Source organism: Paenibacillus pabuli, from assembly GCF_039831995.1.
GTDB lineage: Bacteria > Bacillota > Bacilli > Paenibacillales > Paenibacillaceae > Paenibacillus > Paenibacillus pabuli_C.
The window spans coordinates 2340948-2366867 of the sequence record NZ_JBDOIO010000003.1 but is presented as its reverse complement, the minus strand read 5'-3'; the positions used below and the strand labels follow the sequence as shown (position 1 = coordinate 2366867).

Genomic DNA, 25920 nt, shown 5'->3' with positions numbered 1-25920 from the left:
TATGGCTGCAATTGCGACTGGAAAAAAGCGGGTGAATCGCTCGTTATCCGGTAGTCTCTCCCTGTTTGCCCTTCTGCTCGTATTTGGTGCCTTCATGGTACTGCCGCTGATCTATGCGATCAACAATGCGTTCAAACCGTTGGATGAGATTTTCACCTTTCCGCCGACCTTGTTTGTCAAAAATCCAACGTTCAGCAACTTTACGGATTTGCTGAATCTGCTCAGTGACTCGTGGGTGCCATTCTCACGATATATTTTCAACACCGTATTTATTACGGGCATCGGTATCGTAGGTCACGTGCTCTTGGCTTCTGCAGCGGCCTATCCGCTTGCCAAGCATAAATTTCCCGGCAAAGTGTTCATGTTCCAGGTGGTTGTGCTGTCGCTCATGTTCACACCTGCGGTGACGGCCATCCCCAATTATATGATCATGTCTTGGCTCGGTTGGATCGACACATATTGGGCCGTGATCATTCCGGCATTCGCCTACTCACTCGGTCTGTATCTGATGAAACAGTTTATGGAGCAGATTCCGGATGCCCTGCTGGAAGCGGCGAAGATTGATGGTGCAAGTGAATACCGGATTTTCTGGTCGATTGTGATGCCGAACGTGAAGCCGGCCTGGCTGACCTTGATCATCCTGCTGTTTCAGATGTTATGGGGCAGTGACGGCAATGGCTATATTTACAGCGAGCAGCTCAAGACGCTGCATTATGCTGCAGGCCAGATTATTCAAGGCGGCATATCCCGGGCAGGAGCAGGTGCTGCGGTGGCGCTTATTTTAATGAGTGTGCCGATTACACTGTTTATTTTCTCGCAGAGCCGCATTATTGAGACGATGGCGAGCTCGGGCATGAAGGATTGAGGGGGAACGATATGGCACGCACAGTGAAAAGATGGCTTGTTCTCCTGGCGGCAGTATCCCTGCTGCTGGTGAATGCCGTGCCTGCGGCGGCCTCCCCGGCGCCGTATGAAAGTTATAACTACAACTCCTGGAGAGAAGCTGTTCCATCGCCGGACGCCTATCTGCCTCAGCGAACGATTTCGGGCAGCGATTTGGGCATTGGGGAGTTCAAGGATCCTGGGGATGTGAACGTATCTCCATCCGGTCAGATCTATATTTTGGATAGCGGCAACAGCCGGATTGTTGTATTGGACCCAGATTATAAGCTGCTCCGAGTTGTGGACGGATTCACGAGAGAAGGCAGCAAGGAGACATTTAATGTTCCTGGTGGACTGTTTGTGGATGAAGAAGAACGGATCTACATCGCTGATACGGGGAACAGTCGGGTCGTTGTTCTGGATGCTGAGGGGCAACTAGATCAGATCATCTCGAAGCCCGAGTCGGATATTCTGGCGACCGACTTTCAATTCCAGCCGCTGAAGTTGACGGTTGACCATGTGGGACGGGTCTATGTGGTGGCTCAAGGTGTCTATGAAGGGATTATGCAGTTTGACGAGACGGGGAAATTCATCGGATACGTCGGCACCAACAAGGTGGAGCGGGACTACGGCGAATATATCTGGCGCATGTTCTCCACCAAGGCCCAGCGGGCACAGATGGTCTTGTTTGTACCGACCGAGTTTTCCAATGCGGATATCGACCACAAAGGATTTGTCTATGCAACAAATATCGATCCCGGCTCGAATGAGCCAATCAAGCGCCTCAATCCGTCCGGAGAAGATGTGCTGAAGCGGTTTGGTTACTTTGACGTCAAAGGGGATATTCGGTTCCGCAACAATACGGGTCCATCCAAGCTTATTGATGTGAAAGTGCTGGGCAACGGAATGTACAGTGTGCTGGATGCGACGCAGAACCGGGTGTTCACTTACGACGATGAGGGTCATTTGCTCTACATCTATGGCGGCAAAGGCAATCAGGTAGGCACGCTCAAAACACCCGTTGCCATTGAGCAATCCGGCGATCACCAACTGGTTCTTGACCGGGGGAAGAGCAATCTGGTGGTCTATGAGCCGACACGCTTCGGAACAAACGTGAATGAGGCGGTTGCTCTTCATTATCAGGGTGAGGATACGGAGGCCGTGCATATTTGGCAAGAAGTACTGAAGCTGAACGCCAATTATGATATCGCTTATATCGGTATCGGCAAATCCTTGCTCATGGAGAAGAAAAATGAGGAGGCTCTCGGTTACTTCGAGCTTGGCATGGACCGCAAGAGTTATTCGGTGGCGTTCAAAAGATATCGGCGGGAAATGATGAAGGAACACTTCGGTACGTTCCTGACCGCTGGCATTGCACTAATATTCATTCTGATCCTGACCCGGGTGGCGGTTAAATGGAGACGGAGGAGGCAGATTGACCGTGAAGCAGGATTACATTAAGTTTCCGCTGCATCTCATTTTTCATCCCATCGATGCTTACTGGGATCTCAAGTCGGATAACCGGGGCCGGATGCTTGTTGCTTTTTCGGCACTGGCGCTCACCATCATCATGATGACTTTGCAAAAGCAATACGCGGGATTTCTCGTCAATTACATCGATCCGCGGACAATCAACAGCATCGTGGAAATCGTAACGGTTGCGGTGCCGTTCTTCCTGTGGTGCACGGCCAACTGGGCTGTAACGACCCTGATGGAAGGGGAAGGCAAGTTCAGGGAAATCTTTCTTGCGACAGGATACTCGCTGGTTCCGATTATTCTGATCTATGCCCCGATGATTGTCATCAGCCGGTTCATGGTGCAGGAAGAGACTGCGTTCTATTATCTGTTTAATAGCATCGCGTTCTTCTGGTTTCTGCTGCTCCTGTTCATTGGCATGATGACGGTGCACCAGTACACGGTGATCAAAACGATCATTACGATGCTGCTGACTCTCATTGTAATGGGGATTATCGTATTCCTCGGAGCGCTCGTGTTCAGTATGCTGCAGCAATTATATGAATTCGGTTATAACATATACCGCGAGTTGATTTTTCGGACCTAAAGGAGGCGGCATCCGTGATCAAAAGGCAACGATTATATACGGTGCTGGCCAGTGGTGCAGCTGTGATCCTGATTGCAGCCGGACTGCTGTATATCAACAACAGGGGCGTACCCGCTGTAGAAGCAACGGCTTATCTGGAAGCGACAACGGAGGCCATACCAGCTGAAACGGATTCCCTGACATATCTTACGGACACCTCACAGGGTGTGCCAGGCATGCAATTGGTCGCTGAAGACCAGGGGCTTGCGCTTTATTATAACGAGGAGACGACCGAGATCGCAGTGCGTGACGGGACTGGCGGAGAGATCTGGTACAGCAATCCAAAAGAACGCACGCAAGATGGTCTGGCTTCGGCTTACGAGAAAGAAGTCCTGTCGTCCCAGCTAAACGTCTCGTTCCGTGATGCGATGGGTACTCTGGAGAACTTTCCGAATTTTAGCTCCAGTATCGCCAACAAACAATTTGTTGCTGCCAATGTGGACGGGGGAATCCGGATTACCTACACACTTGGAGATACCTCACTCGGTATCGATGCACTGCCCAGATTGATTAGCAAACAGCGCCTGGAGGAGAAGGTTCTATCGAAACTGGATGCAACAGCCGCAAGATATGCTTCTGCCCGTTACTATCCAACCAAGAACAACCCGGATGTTCTAGAAAGGCTGGATGGACAAATCTCGAAGCAGCTTGTCCTGAACAAGATGCTGGATGCCTTTGAAACAGCGGGTTACACCGCAGACGATCTTGCTTTTGACAATCAGGAAAACGGAGTCGCAGGCGGTGGCGCATCGGATAAGCCAAGCTTCGTCATCCCGGTGGAATACCGGCTGGATCAGGGCTCGCTGGTGGTGACCGTACCCCTGAGTCAGGTCGAAGAGAGCGGTCAATACCGTATTCGCAGCATGGATCTGCTCGCTTACTTCGGTGCTGCGGATACGAAAGGCGAAGGGTATATGTTCGTGCCTGACGGGTCAGGCAGTTTGATCCATTTGAACAACGGAAAAGTCAAGGAAGAGCAATATGTACAGCGTGTATACGGAGCAGACCCTAACGACAATTCGCTCAGTCGGCCCCAGGTCAGCGAATCTGCGCATATGCCTGTATTTGGCCTCAAAAACGGGGAGCATGCCTGGTTTGCCGTGATTGAAAAAGGGGACGGTATGGCCAGCATATCTGCGGATATCGGAGGCAGGCAGAACAGTTACAACCATGTCCATGCTACCTTCTCCCTGCGGGGTGAGGATGAACTGGAGATGTATAGCTCACAGAAAATGCAGGAGATTCAACTCCTTAGTGAGGAGCCTTTTCGCGGAGATATCCAGGTCCGATATCATTTCCTGCATGGGGAAGATGCCAGTTATTCCGGTATGGCCCGCCTTTATCAGCAGCAGTTGGTGGATGGGGAAGTGCTGAAGCCGCTGGAAGAACAGACAGAGCTGCCGTTTTATGTGAGTGTGCTCGGTGCAGTCGACCAAAAAGCCTCTTTTCTTGGCGTGCCTTATCGGACCACACTAGCGATGACAACGTATGAACAGGCTGGCGAAATGGCAGCAAAGTTACAGCAGGAAGGTGTGAGCCGCGTAATGATGCGGTTTCAGGGTTGGTTCGGTGGTGGGTTCAGCCATCATACGCCGACCCAAGTGAAGCTGGACCGTGAAATAGGCAGTCGTTCCGAGCTACAGGAGCTGTCTGCCCAGCTGCAGCAGTCCGGGGGTGCACTATTCCCTGATGTGGCATTCCAGCGGATCTATCATGATGACTGGCGTTTTGCGCCATCTTCCGATGCAGCCCGGTTTGTAACCAAGGAGACGGCTGAATTGTATCCTTACAGTCCTGCCCTCAACCGAATGGATCAGAGCAAGGACAGCTATTATCTGCTCTCGGCTGCCAAGCTTCCTTATGTGGTCAGCGAATTTGCCGGGAACATCGTGAAACTGGAGCTCGGCGGCTTGTCACTCCGTGATCTTGGGCAGGTTTTGACCTCCGATTATCGGGATAGCCGTGTAATTCACCGGGAGACGGCCAAGAACATTGTGAAGGAGCAGCTTGGCAAGCTGCAGCAGGAATATCCGAGCATGATGCTGTCATCAGCGAACGCCTATGCATGGCGATATGCACGTCATGTGGTAGATGTGCCCCAGGGCTCCAGTCGATTCAACATTACCGATGAGGAAGTTCCTTTTTATGAAATGGTCATTCATGGATATATGAGCTACGCAGCGTCTCCCATAAATACGTCAGGAGATCAGGATCTGCGCAAGCAGCTGCTGCGAAGTCTTGAGCTTGGTGCAGCACCGCATTTCCAATGGACTCATGAACCATCATCCAGGCTGAAGTTGACGAATTATGATTCGGCTTATGCTGCTGCATACGAAGACTGGATAGACGATGCAATTGCACTGTACAAGGAAGCGAATGAGGTGTTACAAGAGTTGGGGAATCAGCAGATTAGCGGGCATGAACGAATTCAGGAAGGTGTGGTCCGGGTCACGTACAGCGGCGGTGCGTCTATCCTTGTAAACTACAATGACGATCCGGTAACTGTAGACGGAGTAACGGTTGGCGAAGCAGACTATGCAGTGGAGGGAGTGAGCCGATGAGAACCCTGCGTTTATCGTTGAAATCACGAAGAGCACTGCTCGGTCTTGCGTTTATCTCGCCGTGGCTGATTGGCTTCATCTTCCTCTTTGCCACACCGCTCCTGCAATCGATCCGGTTCAGCTTCAGCAATTTGTCGGTGGCTCCAGGAGGATACGTTCTTGACTTTGTCGGTCTGAAAAATTTTAAGGATGCACTTCTCGTTGATGCCACCTTTAACCGGATCCTGATTGATTCGGTTGGGGCCATGGTGCTGAATGTGCCCATGATTTTGTTTTTCAGCCTGTTTACGGCGACACTGCTCAACCAGAAGTTCAAGGGCAGAACCTTGGCACGAGCGATCTTCTTCCTGCCTGTTATTCTGGCCTCCAGTGCGGTAGCAGCAGCTGAATCCGCAGGATTGATCAATCTGATGGGCGACGCCAGCGCTGTTGAATCGACGGCTGACGGAGGGGCTTCGTTCAATGTGGTTTCCATCGTCCGGATGCTGGCTAATGTTGGACTGCCGATGGCCTATGTGGATTACATCGTGGAAGCCATCATGCGAATTTACGAGATCATCAGCAGCTCGGGCGTTCAGATTCTGATCTTTCTCGCCGCCCTGCAGTCCGTACCCGGTTCCATGTACGAAGTAGCCAAAATTGAAGGGGCAACAGCCTATGAATCCTTCTGGAAAATTACATTTCCGATGGTCAGTCCGTTGATATTGACGAATGTCATTTATACAATTATTGATTCATTTGCCGGAAGTCCGGTCACACAAGCCATCTATCAGACGGCATTTAAGACCCAGAATTTTGGACTAAGCTCGGCGATGTCCTGGCTGTACACGCTGGTGATCGGCCTTGTGCTGCTCGTCGTTGGGTGGGTACTGTCACGGCGGGTGCATTACAACTGACGGTTCATGTAAAAGGAGGGCTACTAGACTATGGCTGTGTCGGGAACGGATCGCATGGTGGTGGTTCCGAAGCAGAATTATCAACTGCAGCGGGTGCGAAACAAAACATCGGACCTCCTGTATTCCATATTTAGATATGCATTGGTCATCGGTATTTCATTTATTATTTTGTATCCGTTATTTCTTAAAATCTCGGTTGCGTTCAAAGATAAACAGGACATCTATAATCCGACCATTTATATGATTCCCCAGCATTTTACGCTGGATAATATCAGGCTGGCGGCACAGGTAATGGATTACCTGCCCTTGCTGGCGAACACCTTGCTGTTTGTGACCATAACAACGCTTTTGACGGCGATATCCTGTGCGCTTGCTGGATATGGATTCGCCCGCTTTACTTTTCCAGGCAGCAATATACTCTTTGTACTGGTGATTCTCACGATCCTGGTGCCGACAAGCACACTGATGGTTCCGATGTATCTGCATTTCCGGAGCTTCGACTTTCTGGGCATCATTCAGCTGTTTACGGGCAGAGAGGGGGTCAATCTGCTGAACACCTATTGGCCTTCCATGATAACGGCAGCGACCGCCGGAGGGCTGAAGGCAGGGCTGTTCATTTATATTTTCCGCCAGTTCTTCAAGGGTATGCCCAAAGAGATTGAAGAAGCTGCGCTGATCGACGGTGCGGGCGGGTTCCGTACATTTGCCCGGATCATGCTGCCCAACGCCATTTCACCGCTGATCACGGTCATTCTGTTCTCCTTTGTGTGGCAGTACAATGATACGTTCTATTCGGCGCTATTTATGAGTGAAAGTCCGCTAATCTCGCTGAAGGTGGCTTCATTACCCGCTCAGGCAAACCAGTTGATTCCTCAACTGATGGGTTTTGGCTCGAATTCCGGCATGAAGGCTGATCCGAACTATGTGGCCATGATCGTGGATACAGGCATTTTGCTGGCGATTGCGCCGCTCATTATTTTGTATCTGTTTGTACAGCGTTATTTCGTGGAGAGTATTGAGCGTTCTGGCGTTGTGGGTTAAGCGGGCATGGCGCAGTCATATAGGATACGTAATGCGGGTGATTTTGATATTTGGGTCGTTATGTACCCTGCCTTGGAATGGAGGATGTTCAATGACGGAACAAAAGATAAGCAGTGCTTTGGTGAATCAAGATGCGACTTCCGAGGCCAGGGAACTGATGAAGTACTTGGTAAAGAGTTATGGGACAGCAGTACTTTCGGGTCAGCAGGAATACAGCAACCTGAACTGGATTAACGAGAATACGGGGCGGAAACCTGCTGTGATTGGGTTTGATCTGATGGAATACTCACCTTCAAGGACAGAGCGGGGCGCGACTTCTGAGGAAATACGGGATATGATTGCATGGCATCAGCAAGGCGGAATCGTGACCTTGTGTTGGCACTGGAATGCACCGTCCCATCTGATCGATGAACCCGGCAAGGAGTGGTGGCGGGGATTCTATACAGAGGCCACGACGTTTGATCTTGCCTCCGCGCTGGCTCACCCTGAATCGGAAGAGTATGCGTTGTTGATCAGGGATATCGATGTGATCGCCGGGCATCTGCAAGAACTTAAGGATGTAGGCGTGCCCGTGTTATTCCGCCCGCTTCATGAAGCGGAAGGGGGTTGGTTCTGGTGGGGAGCGAAAGGACCTGAGCCTGCCAAGCAGTTGTATCGTCTGCTGTATGATCGATTGGTTAACAAATATGAGCTGGGCAATCTCATCTGGGTATGGAATTCGGAAAAGCCGGAATGGTATCCGGGTGATGATGTCGTGGACATTGTGAGCGTGGATGTATACCCGGAGGCAGGGAATCATGATCCACTTGCAGAACGTTACGAGAACTTGCGAAAATTGGTGAATGACAGCAAAATGATAGCACTTGCCGAGAATGGCTCCATTCCTGATCCACAGCAGATGGAGGAGCAGGGCATTTATTGGAGCTGGTTCTGTACCTGGACAGGTGAGTTTCTGAGGGGCGGACAGCATAATACTGTGGGTTTCTTAAAAGAAGTGTACAACAGCGACTATGTCGTAACTCTGGATCAGCTGCCACAGTGGAGTTGGAAATAGCCGTTCAAGATGTTCACTACATCGTGGACCTAAAAAAGCGTTGGCATTGCATAGGAAATGATGCGATGCCAGCACTTTTTTATGGTGGTTTTTTATGAACAATGGTAGAGGCTCAAATGTATGGATTAACTTGCTGTGTTGGATATCAGAGCACTGATCTTCGGAAATAAAGTCTCATTGGAAGTGAACAGGACGTAAGATTGATGGGCTGTGCGGATTAGAATGGTTTCAGAAGCGCCATACGCTGCGCCGATTCGGGTAGCTGAAGGCTCACTTCCACCATAGGTATCATCAAGGGTAACGGATTGGATATCTGTGATCGGAATTCTGATTTTAGAAAACTGCCAACGGATGATCAGTTGATCTGTTTCCTGCTCTACTTTTACACCTAGCATCATATGCCCTCCTAATTAGTCATGAGTTAAGTCCGAACCACCTCTACATTAGTTTATCACTATATGGTTAATATTTCCTTGTTAATAATGAATAGAAGGATAAATAAAAAAATTCGGCCAGTCCGAATAGATTCACAACAGTTATTTCCATTAAAGTTCACATGATGTACACTATGACTAATAAATATAAGGGACGGAAAGGTAAATATAGCATGAAAGAAGAAGTGGTTATATCCGAATATGACCCAAGTTGGGTAGAGGATTATCACGTAGAACGCAATAAAATCATGAGGGTGCTGACAGAGATCTGCGTGGATTTCGAACACATCGGGAGTACGTCTGTGCCAGGTCTGGGCGCGAAACCATTAATCGACATGATGGCAGGAGTACGTGATTTGAACAATGTACAAGCAGTACATATGGAAGCATTGGGAGAACTGGGATACGAGTATGTGCCTAAGCTGGATTTTCCAGCGCGTCTATTTTTCCGAAAAGGAAAATGGAGAGCAGGTACGCACCATCTTCATGTGTATAAGTACAAGAGCGTGGAATGGAAGGAACATTTGCTGTTTCGCAATGCTCTTAGGAGAGATGCCGAAGTTATGCAAGAGTATTATGCGCTGAAAAAGAAGCTGGAACAGCAGTTCAGACATGACCGTGTTGGATACACCGCTGCTAAGGCTTCTTTTATTCAATCCATCATTCAGAAGGACAGGCTGTACGAGGAATAGACGACGCAAGTATTGATAAAAGAGTGTGTATTAAATCGCTGACAAAGGCGTGATCTGTATGGCAGACCTGAACGCATATCATTATTTTGAAAAAAGGTTTGGACCGTTCCGCAATCTCTCCAGCTTGTCCGAAAAGGATGCAGAAGTCGTTACGCAACAAATCAGGCTAGTAGGCCGGAATTATGCCAGTCAACGATCAACTAATTACATGACTATTCGCAGAGTGCTTGAGCAAAAAGCATACGAGCAGTTTACTGCCAAAGGTGGGAAACCGTCTAACTGCTATCCCCATTATATGACCCTGGGTACATGCGAGTGGCTAAAATCGTGGTATACCACACCAGATTGGATCACGATCCCGTGGGATGATCTACCTGCCGAATCCGTAAGTTTTACCTATGGAGATCTCTTCCCAACCATGCGTTATGCGGATGATAAACCGTACCGTAAGCAGGTGTATACCAAAGATGAAATCCTGGAAATCATTCATTCCTACGGATGGCCGCAGGAATGGAACCAGAAGGGAGATCTGGGCCCGGAACGATATATTGAAGTTCAAGTGTGGGACGAGCTTATCATCCAACCGTACCAAGGCATTTAAGGTCTATTTACTGCCATGAGTACCATTGCAAAAAAGTGCAATTGCAGGAAATACGGGTGTTCGTTATAGTGAGGAAAAAGCTTTGAGTGGGCCGGGAAGGACATTTTTCCATGGTCAGTCAAAGCCCCTTTTTTAATCGTTAATCCGATTAATACGATAGGTTTAAGAGACTAAGGAGGTTGGGAAAGCCTATGCTAAACGTGGGGAAACGTAACACCCGTAATTTGATCTGGATCATATCCGTTGTGTTGGTCATGTCTGTCGTGCTTAGTGCATGCGGAAGTCAAGAAGCGGGACAAACGAGTGGAAGTGGCAGGAGCAATGCCGATGATCCACTGGAAGTTAGCATCATGACGATTACACCCAGCGCGGTTCCTGCGGCTGATGACAATGTAATCAAACGCGCTATTGAAGAAGCAACGAACTCGAAAATGAGCATTCAGTGGGTTTCGAATAATATTTATAGCGACAAGCTGAACCTGACGCTCGCTTCCGGCGATATTCCTGATCTAATCATGATTAATGATCCGTTTGGAAGTACTTTTACCAAGATGGTCAAGCAAGGTGCGTTCTGGGATATTTCGCCCTATATCCAGGAATATCCGAACCTGAGCAAGGGCATTCCCAATATTGCCTGGGAAACAACCAAGTCAGCAGACGGCAACAATTATGGCATACCGCGCCCTCGCCCGGTGACGGGAGATTCCTTTTTCATTATCCGCAAGGACTGGCTCGACAAATTAAACCTGCGGGTGCCTGAGACGACAGATGAACTATTCGAGGTCATGAAGGCATTCGTGGAACAGGATCCTGATGGCAACGGACAACCCGATACCACAGCGCTTGCTGCTTATGTCAGTCCGGATGATCTGGGTTGGGGTGGCAATCTCGGCCCGGTGCTAGGTGCCATTGAGAATTCTTTTATCGGAAGCAACAGCAGTTGGAAGTGGGATGAAACAGAGGGGAAACTGATATACAGGGAGCTGCTGCCCGAGGTGAGGGAGTCCCTTCAATATCTGACGAAAGCCTACAGCAGCGGTATGATGCCAGAGGATCTTCTGTCGCTCAAGCTGACGCAGGCAAGAGAATTGTTCAAGCGCAATCAGGCCGGCATTATTGTGGACAAGACAGGCACGATGCGCAAAATCTACGCCGATGATCTGAAGAAAGTCGATCCTTCCTTTAAGTATACGGACTTCTACCCTCTGACCAATCTGAATGGCTATAACCCCAAAGGATCGGGTTACAACGGCATTCTGGCGATTCCTGCAAGCGTATCGGAAGAGAAGATGAAACGGATTCTCCAACTCGTCGATACCTGGATGAACCCGGAAGTGTTCGAAATTCAGCAGTTTGGGATTGAAGGTACCCATTATGAATTGGTCGATGGCAAAAAAGTAGCAAGTACCGAGAAATTAACGGCAGACAACGCCTCGGATTTTAATCATATCGTTAACGTTATTGATCTGCCCTGGGATACCACGGGTGAGACAGAAGAAGAGACCCAGGCGAATGAACTATTCAAAAAAGTGGAGGCCGAACGGAACAAAACGAGTGTAGCCGATCTATCTGCTGGTCTTCAATCGGAAACTGGACAGAAGATTCTGCCCGAATTAAACAAGAAGATACAGGATCTCAAGGCGAAAATCATTCTGGGTCGCGAGCCCATCGAAGCTTGGGATACCTTTGTGGAGTCTTTGCGCAATGATCCGAATGTGCAAGCCATGAGTGATGAGATGACGGAGGCTTACAAGAAGAGAAACGGACAATGAATCTGAGGGGAGGAGCTGCAGCCCATGAGCGTAACCGAGCAACACCTTAGCACACACAAGGGAAAGCAGACTTCATCCAAAAGAAACAAAAGGACGAAATGGCTCTCCGCGCTGCGGCGCGATCGATCGTTATATTTGCTCGCTCTGCCGGGCATCCTGTTCTTTCTCGTTTTCAAATATATTCCGATGTGGGGCATCGTCATTGCGTTCCAGGACTATTCCCCCTTCCGGGGAATTCAGGGCAGTGAGTGGGTTGGATTACAGCACTTTACCACCCTGTTTGCCAATCCGGACTTTGCCTTGCTGTTTCGAAATACACTGGCAATCAGCCTGCTGAATCTGATCTTGTTTTTTCCATTTCCGATTCTGATCTCGCTGGGGCTCAATGAGCTGCGTAACGTGACGTACAAGCGATTGATTCAGACGGTGATCTATATGCCGCATTTCCTCTCCTGGGTCATCATTGCGGGACTGACACTCCTTCTGTTCGCCAAGGGGACGGGACTGGTCAACGAGCTATTTGTCTTATGGGGCTGGCCAAGGGTGGACATTCTAACGAACCCGGACAGCTTCTGGATCATGGTTACCTTGCAGGCGATGTGGAAGGAAGCCGGCTGGGGAACGATCGTGTTTCTCGCTGCCATGGCAAGTGTTGACACCCAGCTGTATGAGGCGGCACGAATGGATGGGGCAGGGCGGCTGCGTCAGATCTGGCACATTACGCTCCCTGCCATCCGGAGTGTTATCATCGTGCTTCTCATTTTAAGACTGGGGGACATCATGGAGGTGGGGTTCGAGCAAATCTTCCTGATGTACAACGGCGCTGTATCTGAAGTAGCTGAAGTGTTTGACACTTATGTATACCGTACGGGTATTGAGCAGGGAGATTTCAGTTATAGTACGGCAGTTGGACTATTCAAGTCCGTGGTCGGACTGGTACTCGTAGTGGTTGCAAACCGTTTGGTGAAACGCATGGGTCAAGAAGGAGTCTATTAGTGCCTGCTGATTCCGGTCCTTGTCCATACGAACTAGTGGGAGGAGGTTTTGGAATGCAACGTTTGAAATGGAGTGAGAGGATCGGTCAGTCTCTGAATGCAATCGTCCTTGGGCTGCTGGCGGTGGCGATGTTTTTTCCGCTGTATTATGTCTTTGTCGTTTCGTTTACAGATCCGGGAGAGTATCTGCAAAAGAAAATCGTACTCTTCCCGCAGCGTTGGTCTGCCGAGGCTTATACCTATCTGCTGTCCACGCCTGCCTTCGCACGCTCGCTGGGGAACAGTGCCTTTCTGGCAACGGTGGGTACAGTGTGTAGTCTGGCTGTATCCTCTTCCCTGGCCTATGCCTTGTCCCAGAAGAGATTTTATTTCAGAAAAGTACTGATGTTCCTGATCGTACTAACCATTTTGTTCAGCCCGGGAATTATTCCGAATTACTTGCTTGTCCGGGAACTCGGACTGATCAATAACATCTGGGCATTGATTCTGCCTGCGCTGGCCAATGGCTGGACGGTGCTGCTCATGAAAAATTTCTTCGACAGCCTGCCTGCGGAAATCAGTGAAGCGGCTTCCATCGACGGTTGCAGTGCGATCCGGACCTGGTACACCATTGTGCTTCCCTTGTCGATGCCTGCACTTGCAGCATTTGGTCTGTTCTTTGCGGTAGGGTACTGGAACCAATTTTTCGCGGCACTGTTGTACTTGAATGATTCTGCAAAGTGGCCCATCCAGGTGCTGCTGCAAAACATGCTGCTGAACGCGTCCAATATTGATCTGGTTGCACCTGGACAGCAGATGGAGACACCACCGACAGAGATGTTGAAGATGGCGGCCATCATTGTGGCCATTATGCCGGTGCTGGTGGTTTACCCGTTTATTCAGAAGCATTTTGCCAAAGGAGCCATGGTCGGCTCAGTCAAAGGATAAATCTGCATTCAGGCGGGGATTCCCGGAAAGGAGGTACGACAGATGTTGTTCAAGCGCACACGAGACCATCTGCCCAAAGGGCGTTATTTCAGGCGCAGTCTGATGATGATTCTGCTGATCGCCTGCATTCCGGGAGTCGTTACGGGAGTACTGCTGTATGGCTGGATTACCGTCAAAATGGAACATATTTTGCAGCAAACGCATCTGCGGCAATTTGAGCAACGTACCGCATGGGTCGGCGAACAATTGGATGCGCTTGAACTGACTTTCTCACAGTGGGCCTTCGATCCGGTTTTCGATAACCGACTGAAAGAGCTTGATTTTGTCTATAGGTACAAGCAGGTTCATGAGCTCTATCGATTGCTGCTGATGATTCAGAATTCCAATACGTTGATTGGCAAGGTTCAACTGTATCTTGAAGAACCGAGAGCCGTGAAAATGGATTCAGAGCGGTATGATTTTATGAGCGACCCTAATGAGATTGAAGCGTACCATAGGCTGACTGAGCAGTCGCGCGCCACGTACTGGGCAACTTCGATGGAGGGCATGTCTCTGATGATGGTGAATCGGCTTCCGGGTGGAAGTGATGATGCTCTGGGTGCGTTAACCATTACCTTGGATAACAAACAGCTTGGCAGCATGCTGCAAACCTTGTCTCCGTATGAGGGAGGGACGACCTTTTTGCTGAATGAGCAGGGGGAACCCTTGCTTCCAGAGGACCGAAATCTGGGTGGATTACAGCATGCCATCCGTGAACATGTGCTCAAGCTTGAAGAGAAGCCCGCCTCTTTCCTGATGGAATATGAAGGTATGACTTATTCGGTTCAATCCGGTACTTTTCGCAGATTGGGTACGGACTGGGCTTACGTATCCGCGGCTCCGTTGAATGAAATTGTAGCTCCGATTGTGTCGGTACCCCGAATCGTTCTGCTCATCAACGGAAGTGGACTGTTACTAGCTCTGCTCCTGTCTTGGATTGGTTCGCTTCAGCTCTACAAACCGTTCACAAGATTGCTGAGAATGTTTACTGCAAACGGTGAAGCTGCAGAGGTTGCTGAACCTGTTCGCGATTCATGCCCTAATGGAGCAGCAGCGACTTTGCAACTTCGGAGCCCGGCCGTGCAGCTGGATGAAATCAAGCATATCGAACAGCACTGGATTGGCGTGAATCGGGAACGAGAATCCCTCCAGAAGCGCCTGGAGGAACATCTTCCACTCGCGAGGGAAAGCCTGCTGATCCAGCTTACGTTGGGGCATCTGTTGTTACCCTCTGATCGTGAATGGCGGGAGCGTCTGTCGCAAGTGGGGTGGAATCTGCTCGACGAGAGGTTCATGATTATGCTGGCTCATATTCGTCCGAGTGCTGTTACCCTTCACGAGAGCGGCTACCCCAATCGAAGTGAATCACCGGAATGGATCAGCTTGGCTGCGGCCGATATTTTGAAAACACAGCTCGCAGACTTCCCTTACAACGCAGAAACAATCAATTACCACGACATGTCGATCGCTCTGCTGCTCGCCATCTCTCCAGATGCCCAGCCGGAGACTCATGCATTCCGGGAACAATTCATTGCGATAGCGAGGCGGTGGTTGGAGACCGTGCAGTCCGAATTGGATGTACGCATGACGATCTCCATCAGCAAGATCACATCCGATGCCTCTCATATTCCACAGCTGGTCAGAGAGTCGAGAGCTGTTTTGAGGCAGAGGCAGTTTTCTTCAGGCGCAGTCATTATCGATATGAGTGAAGAGGCAGAACAGGCGATGAAGGAACAGGGAGCTTATCCGCTTGAAATGGAACAAGACATCATCTCGGCCTTACGTAACGGGGATCAGGAAACAGCCATGGAGCGCTTCCGTTTGTTCATTAGCAGCTACGCCCATGTAGAAGTAGCAGGGAATCAGGCCAGACAGGCGTTGTTTCAGCTGCTCGCCCGGATTCAACACACGCTATTGCAGTTAGGCGAAGATCCGGTTCAACTGTTTGGTTTGGCGGTGTATGAAGAGGTGCTGCAGCTGCGTGACCTGGAAGAGCTATTCTCATGGTTCAAGGAACGAATCGTGCAAGTATGTGTACAGGAATTCACCGGCAAGGAGGAGAAGCAGATACAGATGGCTGTGCATCAGATCAAGGAGCATGCCGAACAACAGTATGCAGAGGCATTATCCCTGGATGAACTCGCAGACATTCACGGAATTCACTCCTACACGTTAAGCCGGGCATTTAAGCAGGCATTCGGGCAGAACTTTGTGGACTATTTGACAGAGGTGAGACTCAATCGGGCAAAGGCACTGCTAGAATCCACAGACGTCAAAATCAATGAAATTGCGGAGCAGATTGGTTATCAGCCCAGTTATTTTAACCGTTTGTTCAAGAAAATCGAGGGAACGACACCTAGTCGGTATCGGGAGGACGTTCGTAAGCAGAGCGGGCATACTCGGGGCGACTGCTCCGTTTAATCTTCCGGTGAAAGGAGAGTGGAATGTAACGTGTCACAGGCCAAACCCAACATTATTTTTCTGATGACGGATCAACAGCGATGGGACTGTATTGGAACATTTAACGAACATATTTATACGCCAAATCTGGATCGGCTTGCTGCCGAAGGAATTACGTTCCGTGAAGCGGTATGTCAATCCCCCATGTGTGCACCAAGCCGGAGTTCGATGATGATGGGGTATTATCCATCACAGCTTGGAGTTCGTACGAATTACGGCGGTCTATTTGAGGAAGACAAATTGCCGTCCGAGCCGCTGCCGGCGTTGATGCAGCGAGCAGGGTATCAAACAGCCGGATTTGGGAAAACCCATTGGAATCATGGCGAAGGCGTGGATGAGCCCTCCACGCGGGGGTTCGAAGTGAGGTCAATCGGTCTTTCCCGGAAGAGCGGTCATTATGAGCAAGGGGCAACGATGATGGGGGATTCTCATCCTGAGGCGCTGGAAGCGTATCATCAGGAGACGAGGGATTTTGGCGGTGGAGAGGAAAACGTCAACGGTTACACGGGGCTTACAAGCCGGATTCCCATGAATCAGCACCGAGACGGATGGGTAGCCGAGCAGGCACTTCAATTTTTGGATGAAGGGGTAGATCCCGAGAGGCCTCTGTTTTTTTATCTGTCCTTCCTGAAGCCGCATGCCGGGTTCAACGTACCTCAGGAGTTTGAAGAACTCTACAGGCTGGAAGATATCCCGGACATTCCTCAGCCGCCATGGGAGGATGAAGCTCACACGCATCTGGCCGCTTCGGATGATCTGAATGGGAGTAGTCGTGAGGCGTACCTTGACAAGAAGAGAGTGTGGGAGAAACGAAGTCCGGAAGAGCGGCGGAGGACCACGCTGAGATATTGGGCGAATTGCTCCTGGCTGGACCATTATTTTGGACAGGCTCTGGAGAAGCTGGAGAAGCTGGGAAGACTGGACCATGCACTGATTGTATTTGTATCAGACCATGGAGAGATGCTGGGGGAGAGGCAGTACCGCTTCACCAAATATAATCTGTATGACAGCAGCGTAAGAGTGCCGCTCATCCTGGCTGGTTCCTCTATTACGCCTGACAAACGAGGAACGATCGATCGGAGGCCCGCGGAGCTAGTGGATCTGGTACCGACGTTAACGCGAGCAGCCGGACTTCCAGCAAATCCAATGCTGCCTGGAGTAGATTTGCTTGGAGATCTAAGGCACCGCGGGACGTTTTGCGAATTTCATGGCAAAGGTGTAACGGCGCCCCATTCAGCGCCGGCTTATATGTGGCGGACAGCGGAGTGGAAGCTCATTCTGTACATTGAAGGTTCTGTCGCGGAGTCTGCTTCAAGAGTTCATGAAACGAGGGGCGAATTGTATCATTTGACTGCTGATCCGCATGAATGGACGAATCTGTATGATGATCAGCAGCATGCAAGCATCCGGGAGCAGCTGAAGACGGAGCTGCTGATGCATCTGGCGGTTAGCTGGGCGAAGGGGCCATTTTTCTACGATCGTGGGGGAACCAAGCCGTTAGAGACATAAGAGCGAGCGATCTTCTTTTAATACGCACTGAGTTTTTCTTATAAAAACTCATACCGATATGCACGTAAGAAAAGGTTGGATAGGGATATATGTTGACCGGGCAGCCGGAGGCAAAGCAGCTATCGCTAAACCAGATCAGTCAATCTTACTAGATTGGTTCCTGGGGCGCAGATAGCAGGCTTTGCTTTTTTTATATGCATTGTGGTACAAAAAAACAATTGCTGGAGGGGAACCGTTGATGAAATCCATAACGACTGTGGCGAAAAGAAATAGAGTATTGTTCACCTGGCTGTTAAGCGGTGTTATTGTGTTGTCTGGCATAGCTTCACCGGAAAGTCATATATCTCGGGCGGATGCAGCAGTAGTGTCTGAGCCACGCCTGGTTGAAGATCTGGGACGAGGACTTACTGCTGTATATTTGGGTGATAACAAAGTATATCTCAGCTGGCGTCTGCTGGGGACCGAGCCGCAGCAGGTTACATTTGATATTTATCGCCGTACGGGGGCAGAAGAGATCAAGCTGAATGATCAGCCACTAGCGCAAGGAACGAACTATACAGATGAGGATGTAGATGTAACCCATAGTCATACGTATATTGTGAAGTCTTATGTGAGTGGGAATTTGCAGGGGAAAAGCGCCGAAGTGGAGCTCGCAGCCAATCCCGAGGTTCGCAATTACTTCCGTATTCCGCTGCAAGATATAACGTCTAATCCGTCTGACTATTTTGTGCAGCATGGCTGGCCAGGTGATCTGGATGGCGACGGGGAATACGAATTTGTGGTGACTCGAATCCCTGTCAACGGTGGCAACAAATATGTGGAGGCGTACAGCCTGACTGAAGGTTTTCTCTGGCGGATTGATCTCGGTCCTTATAGTGTTACAACCATTGATACCTATAACGCACCGCCTGCTTCGGTCAGTGAATTCGGGGTTGCAGGACTTGGCGGGTGGCGGGATAACGACAATATTACCGTTTTTGACCTCGATAGTGACGGGAAGGCTGAAGTGCTGCTGCGTACCTTTGAAGGTGTAGCTTTTGCGGATGGCGAGGCCATCCCTGCTTCAGCAGAGCGTGCGCAGTATGTATCTGTTGTGGATGGACTGACTGGTAGGGAGGCAGCACGTACAACGATAACCAATGATTATGCTCCCGATGGTCCGCTCAGTGGCCACTTCGGTATTGCCTACCTGGACGGGGAGCATCCCAGTCTGATTACAGCACTTAAGAATCGTGCACTTAGCCGCAATTTTCAGTATGTAACGTCAGCTTACGACTATGCAGGCGGAGCATTGACCGAGCGATGGAGACACGCAGGAGCGGACGGGGAATTTTTCCACCAGATTCGGATATTGGATCTCGATGGGGATGGGAAGGACGAAGTTTCCTTTGGCGGCTGGGCACTGGATGATAACGGAGAAACGTTATACAGTCTGCCTGGTGTAGTCCATGGTGATCGGTTCCATATCACGGATATCGATCCGAAACGGCCAGGTATAGAGCAATTTGGTATCCAGCAGGCCGAGAACGGGAACGTTAATCAATTCCCTTGGTTTTATGCCGATGCGAAAGCGGGCGAGATGATTCGCACAGGAGATATTCCGCAGGATGTTGCACGGGGAACACTGGCCGATATTGATCCTCGGCATAGCGGGCTTGAGATGTGGTCCAGCTCAGGCAACATCTACAACGTGGACGGCGAAGTGATCAGTTCAGTCCAGCCTTCGACCAATTTCAAAATCTGGTGGGATGGTGATGTGCTCGGTGAACTGCTGGACAAGAATTTTGTAGAAAAGTGGGACTGGGAGCAAAACAGGGTGACACGTCTGTTTACTGCAGATGATGTTCGTGTGAATTCCAGAAATGCCCCTGTCCTGTACGGCGATCTGCTTGGAGACTGGAGAGAAGAGATTCTCTACGAAACAAGTGACTTCAAGGAGCTGCGCCTGTACACAACAACAATACCTTCTGAGGTTCGCATCTACACGCTGCCGCATAATCCGGCATATCGCAATGGTCTGGCTGTAAAAGGATATATGCAATCCCTCTTGACGGATTATTACCTGGGTGACGGAATGTCGGTACCCCCGTATCCGAATATTCGCCCCGCCGTGTACAATAAGGACTAAGCCATAATCCTGCGGAAGGGAGATGCTTCAGAGTGCATGATCAACTTCGCCAAAACACAACATCCTGCTGCTGCGCTGCAAGCCGAGGCGGACATTTGAAGGAGAAAATCACCTCAACAGCTGCACTGGAAAATGCAGCTTCCAGTGAGCTTGATACGCCGTCCGTTTATCCAACACCTCAGTCAGATATATCTTATATCAATAACATAGAGGGGACATCAAATCAGAAAGTGACCGATATGGCTTGGGAGAAGGAACCGGAACTCATCTTAATCGAAGGCGGACGTTTCCTCATGGGCACGAATGACCCCGAAGCCTTTGCAGCCGACGGAGAAGGGCCTGTCAGGGAGGTGCAGATAGACTCCTTTTACCTGGACGCCTGTACGGTCACCAATGCCGAGTTTGAACGATTTGTAAAGGATACAGGCTATCAGACTGAAGCTGAACAATTCGGCTGGTCCTTTGTTTTCCATTCGTTTGTCACTTCGCAAACGGCGGCGCAAGTTCGAACGGTGGTTCAGCAAACGCCTTGGTGGTGGGTTGTTGAAGGTGCGAACTGGGCACATCCCGAAGGACCGGACACGCATATTCGTGACAGGGGTGAACATCCGGTTATCCATATTTCCTGGAACGATGCTAACGCTTATTGTCATTGGGCTGGTAAACGCCTGCCGACCGAAGCCGAGTGGGAATATGCAGCCCGTGGCGGATTGATTCAGAAGAAATACCCTTGGGGGGACACTTTGCGGCCTGAAGGTCAGCACTACTGCAACATTTGGCAGGGCGTTTTCCCAACCAAGAACAATGCAGCCGACGGTTATGCGGGTACGGCTCCATCTCGCTCATTTCCACCAAACGGATACGGATTGTATAACATGGCAGGGAACGTGTGGGAGTGGTGTGCAGACAACTACGTCACAGATCACGAGAAGCCTGTAATGGCTGAAGCTGCATTTCACGAAGAAGTCCGCAAGGTGTTAAAAGGCGGTTCATACCTATGCCACCGCTCCTACTGCAATCGTTATCGAGTGGCAGCAAGAATTCCCAATACGCCGGATACATCCACTGGACACATCGGTTTCCGATGTGCAGCGAATGTATTGACCGTATAACTGCATAGACGTTAATCGGCTACCTTAACCCGAATCAGCAATCCAAACAGTCCCAGAACGGCAAACGCGATAAATGCTGTCGTGTTGGAGAAGGCATCAATCGTGTAACCTGCAATGGATGAGCCAAAGAACTGCCCCGCACCCAGTGCAAGAAAGGCAAGACTGATCCCAATGGATGTATTTGGTCGAAATAGTCTGGTTGCCCACACGATAAACACGCTGGTCAGGAAGATGTAGGTACTCCCGAACATGACGGCAGACGTTAGGCTGGCAGTCATGGATGGCAGAATAATAACACCAAGTGAAATGGCGAGCAGCAGGATGCCGATATGATAGGAACGTCCGATCCCGATCCGTTCAATGATTCGGCCGGCACATCCGCCCAGAATCCCCAAGATCCCCATCACAATCCAGAACAATACGGCTTCCGAATCGGAGGCCCCTTTTTCGTCCGTCAGAAAGCTTCGTGCGAACGTCCAGTAGATCGCAGAACTGAAGCCTGTCAGTAGAGAAGCCATAAGCAGAGCTACACCGGGTCTAGTTGGTTTCATGCATGCCCAGAGCGATTTGGTGCAAGGTTCGGTTTTCCGTGTCGAAAGAACACGTCTATTCCAAAATAGAACCAAAACACCAAGAACGGCGAAAAAGATGTACGACCAGCGCCAGTATTCACTGAACAATAGGTAAATGGGACCCGAAACGATAATGCCAAAGCTTGTTCCCGTGTTAATCCAGCTGTTCCCTCTAGCCTGCTGCTCAGGCGGAAGTTCCGCATAGACGGTATTACCCAGGGCAGGAGAAGCCAGCCCTGTACTCAGTCCAGCGAGAAATACGGCTATGGTTAGGACCAAGGCATTCGGAGAAAGGGCGATGCCAAGTAAACCAAGTATGGCACTTATGCCTGCCATATGAATAACCGAGTAGTGACCGATGCGATTAATAATCAAAGGTGCAATGATCAAAGAGAGACAATAGGCTATGTAAGTAGCCGAATTGATTGCACCGGACTGTGTATCATTGAGCTGCAGCGATTCCGAAATTTCCGGCATAAACAGGCCGTAACTGAATCTTCCGAACGCATAACATACCGAAATAAGTGCGATCCCGGGAAAAATAATTTTTTTCAACATATCCACCGCCTTTTTCTAGATAGAACGATCATTATATTTCTGCTGAAATAAAAAAGTGAGTTGAACTATAACTCACCCGGTGTGGGACGACTTGAAACTGTTTCGAGTCATATCAAGCAATTCCCGGCAGACGATGTTCACATCTTGGGTCTCAGCGAGCGCGGTGGAGCCCTCTAAGAGTAGGGAAAATCGGATTAAGTCCTGATCCGTAATGGACGCATCCAATTTTTTTATCAGGGTCATCACATGTTTTTTGTGCGCATGAACGGCTTGAACGATGACGTGTTCCGGATCACCGCCAAACTCTTCCTTGGCACGCAAAAACATACAACCTCGGGATTCATGTTCCATCAGCCAGCGTGCATGCCCTTCGGCTAAATTCTGAAACAGGGGCTGTGCCTTGTTATCTGCATACTGTCTTAGTTGTTCCAGGTACCGCTGTTCTCGCCTAAGAAGGACTTCGACAATGAGATCATCCTTGGAATCAAAGTGATTATATAACGTCATGATGGCAATATCTGCATCCGTGATAATCCGCTTCAGACCGATGGAGTGAAATCCATGATGATAGAATAATTCTTCCGCCACGTTTAACAGCATTTCCTTTTTGCTGCTCATAGCTATACTCTCTCCCTTTATGAATCAGATAGAACGATCATTATACCCCAAATTATAACAATCTGATCCTGTTGTCAAATTCTGTGAAGCATTTCAATTTCCATTCGATGCAGAGCGTCGACCCACTCTGCGGGACATCCATCGTCCGTAATCACCATGGAAATCTGATCCAGGGGTGCAATCCGTGCAAAGGTGGAGCGTCCAAACTTGGTGTGATCCGCTACAAGAATAGATTCCTCTGCACGTTCCATCATCTTGCGGGAGATCTGGGCTTCCTCCAGCATATAATCTGTGATACCGTCCGTTAACGATACACCGCCGGCAGAGATGAATGCTTTGTTGACTTTGAATTGAGTCAACAATTTATGAGCAAGATGTCCGGTCGAGGCTTGTACAGAGGGATTAATATCGCCTCCGGCAAAAATGATTTTTCCTGCGAAATCCTCCAGTGCACAGGCAAGAATGGGCACGGAGTTGGTAATAACGGTGATCTGTGACCGATTTCTCAGCTGGCGCATGATTTCCAGCGTGGTTGTCCCATTGTCCAGCATTACGGTTTCCCCATCCTCAATAAGAGAGGCTGCAGCAGCGCCGATGCGCTGTTTCTCGGTCATTTGCAATAATGAACGCTTTTGAAAAGGGGCTTCAATCATTCCTGACCGCACACGAACTGCACCGCCATAAACTTTACGCAATTCACCTTCCTTTTCAAGCCGCTCCAGATCGCGCCGGATAGTCTCCGTGGATACCTGAAAGAGGTCAGCCAGCAGCTGCACCTGAACCTTTCCCTGGGTTGCCAATTGAGCCAAAATGGTCTGTCTGCGTTCTTCGTAGGTTAACGACATGAGTTGTCCTCCCGTATTCCGTTTAGTTCTTTTTTCTATTCTACGTTAATTTTTATACTTCTAGCTATAGTGTGCTTGCTGCATGACCGGAATAATGTATTGACAGGATGAAGTGGTGGAGATAAGATCGGATCAAACAAACAACATAAAACCACATAAAACCACAATGATGTGGTGAATGTACATAACCAATTATTAGGGGGAATCGATATGAGACGACCGCTTGCATTTCAAGCAGATGAAACGTTTAAAATTGTTCAGTTTACAGATCTGCATTGGAAAGATGGGCGGCCTGAAGACCTGCGCACCCGTCAGTTGATGAGAACGGTCATTGAAACGGAGCAGCCGGATCTGGTTGTATTTACGGGAGATGTCATCTACACAGGCCCCGTTGATCCGGGGAAGAAGGCGTGTGAACACCCCGAGCAGGCCTTTCGTGAAGCTGTATCTGTTGTGGAGGGATGTGGTATTCCGTGGGCATTTGTATACGGTAACCATGATACCGAGAATCGGATTACCCCCGCTGGTCTGATGGATGTCATTCAGGAACATGAGCATACGGTAGCGGAACCGGGTCCCTGCGACATTGCAGGCTTGGGCAATTACACACTCGAGATTGCAGGAGCGGATGGCACTCCGGCAGCGGTGTTGTATTTTCTTGATTCGGGAAGCTATTCGGGGTTCCCGGAGATCCCCGGTTATGGCTGGATTCAGCCCAATCAGATCCAATGGCTGATGTCTGAATCCGCACGCGTAAATCCCGGCCGCAGCCGCGGGGAGAAGCTTCCAGCCCTGGCGTTTTTCCATATCCCGATTCCGGAATATCAAGTGATGTGGGACACTCAGACATGCTACGGCGGCAAGCACGAACCCGTCTGTGCTGCACAAGTCAACTCCGGGCTCTTCTCAGCGCTGCTGGAGATGGGCGATGTGATGGGTACGTTTTGCGGGCATGATCACGTGAATGATTTTCACGGGGAACTCCACGGCATTCATCTCTGTTACGGGCGCTCGAGCGGTCATAATACCTATGGAAGAGAAGGTATGCTGCGCGGGGGAAGAGTCATTCGGTTGCAGGCAGGGCAGCGCAGCTTCGACACCTGGATTCGTCTCGAAGACGGGTCGCTCGTCATGGAACAGCCGGAACATCAACCTGAGCGCACCGCTTCGGCAAAATCCATTTGAAAAGAGCAGGGGAAGCAGAGAGGAATTAATAACTTATGATTTTACCGATAGTTCTGGTGCTCGCATCCGGAATGGCACATGCCGTCTGGAGTATGTTCACCAAGCGAAGCTTGAATAAAAGTGTATTTCTATGGTCCATTATGATGATCCCTACCGTCATCCTGCTGCCTGTACTCATTGTGGAGTTGGTGCGTGAACCCTTAACCATGCCGGCTTATGCACTCTTGGTTCTGTCGATGGCTTTGCAGGCGCTCTATTCCTGGCTGTTATCTCAAACCTATGAGCTCGGTGACTTGTCGCAGATTTATCCGATTATGCGGGGAACGAGTACCTTGCTCGTACCTTTAATCGGGGTCATTTTCCTGGGGGAAACCTTGTCGTCGTTCGGATGGATTGGGATTGCCTGTATGCTCGGTGGATTTATGGTGCTTAGCGGGGTAGGAGGAGGAGATGCCAGGAAAGCCTCTTCGAAACAGGGATTAAAACCTGTCCTGATGGCTTTATGTGTGGGACTATGTACGACCAGTTATGTATTTGTGGACAAATTGAACCTGCAGCATATCTCGCCCTTGTCGCTGCTTGAGGTGACGAACATCGGATTTGTCGCCGGATTGACTCCTGCGCTTCTTGCATCCCGGCAATTGCGCCAGGAGTGGAAAGTAAACCGGTCTACCATTATGCTTGGGGCACTATTAAACCCAGGTTCGTATCTGTTGTTTCTGTTTGCTTTACAACAGGCTCCCATGGCGAGACTGGGCCCTTTGCGTGAAGTGGGAACGGTATTTGCGGCGTTTCTCGGCATTTTATTATTGAAAGAGCAGCAGGGGAAAAAGCGCATTCTCTGCTCCATCGTCATTTTTGGCGGAATCCTGCTTATTGGTATGTGGGGATAATCATAATTCCAGTTTCTGGAGATATGGTGTATACTCGTCAATATT

The 25920-nt window shown here is 49.7% G+C and carries 22 protein-coding genes; 18 read left to right on the top strand and 4 right to left on the bottom strand.

From position 1 onward, the window contains the following. Position 1: 1 nt before the first annotated feature. The 7 genes from ABGV42_RS12630 to ABGV42_RS12600 all read left to right on the top strand — a co-directional run bounded on the left by ABGV42_RS12630 (position 2) and on the right by ABGV42_RS12600 (position 8535). Complete coding sequence (locus tag ABGV42_RS12630) at positions 2-865, top strand: carbohydrate ABC transporter permease (RefSeq protein WP_017689719.1); 864 nt, start codon at positions 2-4, stop codon at positions 863-865. A gap of 11 nt (positions 866-876) precedes the next feature. Next, positions 877-2343, top strand: coding sequence for an NHL repeat-containing protein (locus tag ABGV42_RS12625; RefSeq protein WP_347381949.1), 1467 nt, complete (start codon positions 877-879; stop codon positions 2341-2343). Then, the gene (locus ABGV42_RS12620; protein WP_347381948.1) at positions 2324-2944 is read left to right on the top strand and encodes a YIP1 family protein; all 621 of its coding nucleotides are present in this window, start codon (positions 2324-2326) and stop codon (positions 2942-2944) included. The genes ABGV42_RS12625 and ABGV42_RS12620 overlap by 20 nt, the downstream gene beginning before the upstream one ends. A 14-nt stretch (positions 2945-2958) precedes the next feature. Then, complete coding sequence (locus ABGV42_RS12615; RefSeq protein ID WP_347381947.1) at positions 2959-5544, top strand: DUF5696 domain-containing protein; 2586 nt, start codon at positions 2959-2961, stop codon at positions 5542-5544. Further along, positions 5541-6440: a carbohydrate ABC transporter permease gene (locus ABGV42_RS12610; RefSeq protein WP_347381946.1), complete on the top strand. Its 900-nt coding sequence runs from the start codon at positions 5541-5543 to the stop codon at positions 6438-6440. Before ABGV42_RS12615 ends, ABGV42_RS12610 begins: the two co-directional genes overlap by 4 nt. 30 nt (positions 6441-6470) lie before the next feature. After that, positions 6471-7481, top strand: a complete 1011-nt coding sequence (locus tag ABGV42_RS12605) for a carbohydrate ABC transporter permease (protein WP_347381945.1) — start codon at positions 6471-6473, stop codon at positions 7479-7481. A 91-nt stretch (positions 7482-7572) separates the two neighbouring features. Continuing rightward, entirely contained in the window at positions 7573-8535 is a 963-nt protein-coding gene (locus tag ABGV42_RS12600; RefSeq protein ID WP_347381944.1) for a glycosyl hydrolase, read from the top strand. Positions 8536-8660: 125 nt separating this feature from the next. Here ABGV42_RS12600 and ABGV42_RS12595 read toward each other — a convergent pair whose 3' ends face one another. Then, the gene (locus ABGV42_RS12595; RefSeq protein WP_347383222.1) at positions 8661-8930 is read right to left on the bottom strand and encodes a hypothetical protein; all 270 of its coding nucleotides are present in this window, start codon (positions 8928-8930) and stop codon (positions 8661-8663) included. Positions 8931-9103: 173 nt separating this feature from the next. On the opposite strand from ABGV42_RS12595, the gene ABGV42_RS12590 reads away from it, so the two are divergent. From ABGV42_RS12590 to ABGV42_RS12550, 9 genes are all read left to right on the top strand, one after another. Continuing rightward, on the top strand, positions 9104-9661 hold the full coding sequence (locus ABGV42_RS12590; protein WP_347381943.1) for a GrpB family protein: 558 nt from the start codon (positions 9104-9106) through the stop codon (positions 9659-9661). 58 nt (positions 9662-9719) lie between these two features. Beyond that, positions 9720-10262 carry a hypothetical protein gene (locus ABGV42_RS12585; protein ID WP_347381942.1) on the top strand — a complete coding sequence of 181 codons (543 nt, stop codon included), beginning with the start codon at positions 9720-9722 and terminating at the stop codon, positions 10260-10262. A gap of 191 nt (positions 10263-10453) precedes the next feature. Further along, on the top strand, positions 10454-12034 hold the full coding sequence (locus ABGV42_RS12580; protein ID WP_347381941.1) for an extracellular solute-binding protein: 1581 nt from the start codon (positions 10454-10456) through the stop codon (positions 12032-12034). Between the two features lie 24 nt (positions 12035-12058). Next, positions 12059-13030: an ABC transporter permease gene (locus ABGV42_RS12575; RefSeq protein ID WP_347381940.1), complete on the top strand. Its 972-nt coding sequence runs from the start codon at positions 12059-12061 to the stop codon at positions 13028-13030. Between the two features lie 53 nt (positions 13031-13083). Then, positions 13084-13956: a carbohydrate ABC transporter permease gene (locus ABGV42_RS12570; RefSeq protein WP_347381939.1), complete on the top strand. Its 873-nt coding sequence runs from the start codon at positions 13084-13086 to the stop codon at positions 13954-13956. 42 nt (positions 13957-13998) lie between these two features. Then, positions 13999-16416 (top strand): AraC family transcriptional regulator, encoded by a 2418-nt coding sequence (locus tag ABGV42_RS12565; protein WP_347381938.1) that lies wholly within the window; start codon positions 13999-14001, stop codon positions 16414-16416. Between the two features lie 30 nt (positions 16417-16446). Continuing rightward, a complete protein-coding gene (locus ABGV42_RS12560) occupies positions 16447-17964 on the top strand; it encodes a sulfatase family protein (protein WP_347381937.1) in 1518 nt (505 codons plus the stop codon). 238 nt (positions 17965-18202) lie between these two features. Further along, complete coding sequence (locus ABGV42_RS12555; RefSeq protein ID WP_347383221.1) at positions 18203-20092, top strand: hypothetical protein; 1890 nt, start codon at positions 18203-18205, stop codon at positions 20090-20092. A 32-nt stretch (positions 20093-20124) separates the two neighbouring features. Further along, positions 20125-21204 (top strand): formylglycine-generating enzyme family protein, encoded by a 1080-nt coding sequence (locus ABGV42_RS12550; protein WP_431523615.1) that lies wholly within the window; start codon positions 20125-20127, stop codon positions 21202-21204. A gap of 11 nt (positions 21205-21215) precedes the next feature. Here ABGV42_RS12550 and ABGV42_RS12545 read toward each other — a convergent pair whose 3' ends face one another. The 3 genes from ABGV42_RS12545 to ABGV42_RS12535 all read right to left on the bottom strand — a co-directional run bounded on the left by ABGV42_RS12545 (position 21216) and on the right by ABGV42_RS12535 (position 23797). After that, on the bottom strand, positions 21216-22334 hold the full coding sequence (locus tag ABGV42_RS12545) for an MFS transporter (protein WP_347381936.1): 1119 nt from the start codon (positions 22332-22334) through the stop codon (positions 21216-21218). 72 nt (positions 22335-22406) lie between these two features. Beyond that, a complete protein-coding gene (locus tag ABGV42_RS12540; RefSeq protein WP_347381935.1) occupies positions 22407-22952 on the bottom strand; it encodes a TetR/AcrR family transcriptional regulator in 546 nt (181 codons plus the stop codon). Between the two features lie 74 nt (positions 22953-23026). Beyond that, positions 23027-23797, bottom strand: a complete 771-nt coding sequence (locus ABGV42_RS12535) for a DeoR/GlpR family DNA-binding transcription regulator (protein ID WP_347381934.1) — start codon at positions 23795-23797, stop codon at positions 23027-23029. 210 nt (positions 23798-24007) lie between these two features. Between ABGV42_RS12535 and ABGV42_RS12530 the strand changes: the two genes are divergently transcribed. After that, positions 24008-24982 (top strand): metallophosphoesterase family protein, encoded by a 975-nt coding sequence (locus ABGV42_RS12530; RefSeq protein WP_347381933.1) that lies wholly within the window; start codon positions 24008-24010, stop codon positions 24980-24982. Positions 24983-25017: 35 nt separating this feature from the next. After that, the gene (locus tag ABGV42_RS12525; RefSeq protein WP_347381932.1) at positions 25018-25875 is read left to right on the top strand and encodes an EamA family transporter; all 858 of its coding nucleotides are present in this window, start codon (positions 25018-25020) and stop codon (positions 25873-25875) included. Positions 25876-25920 lie beyond the last annotated feature (45 nt).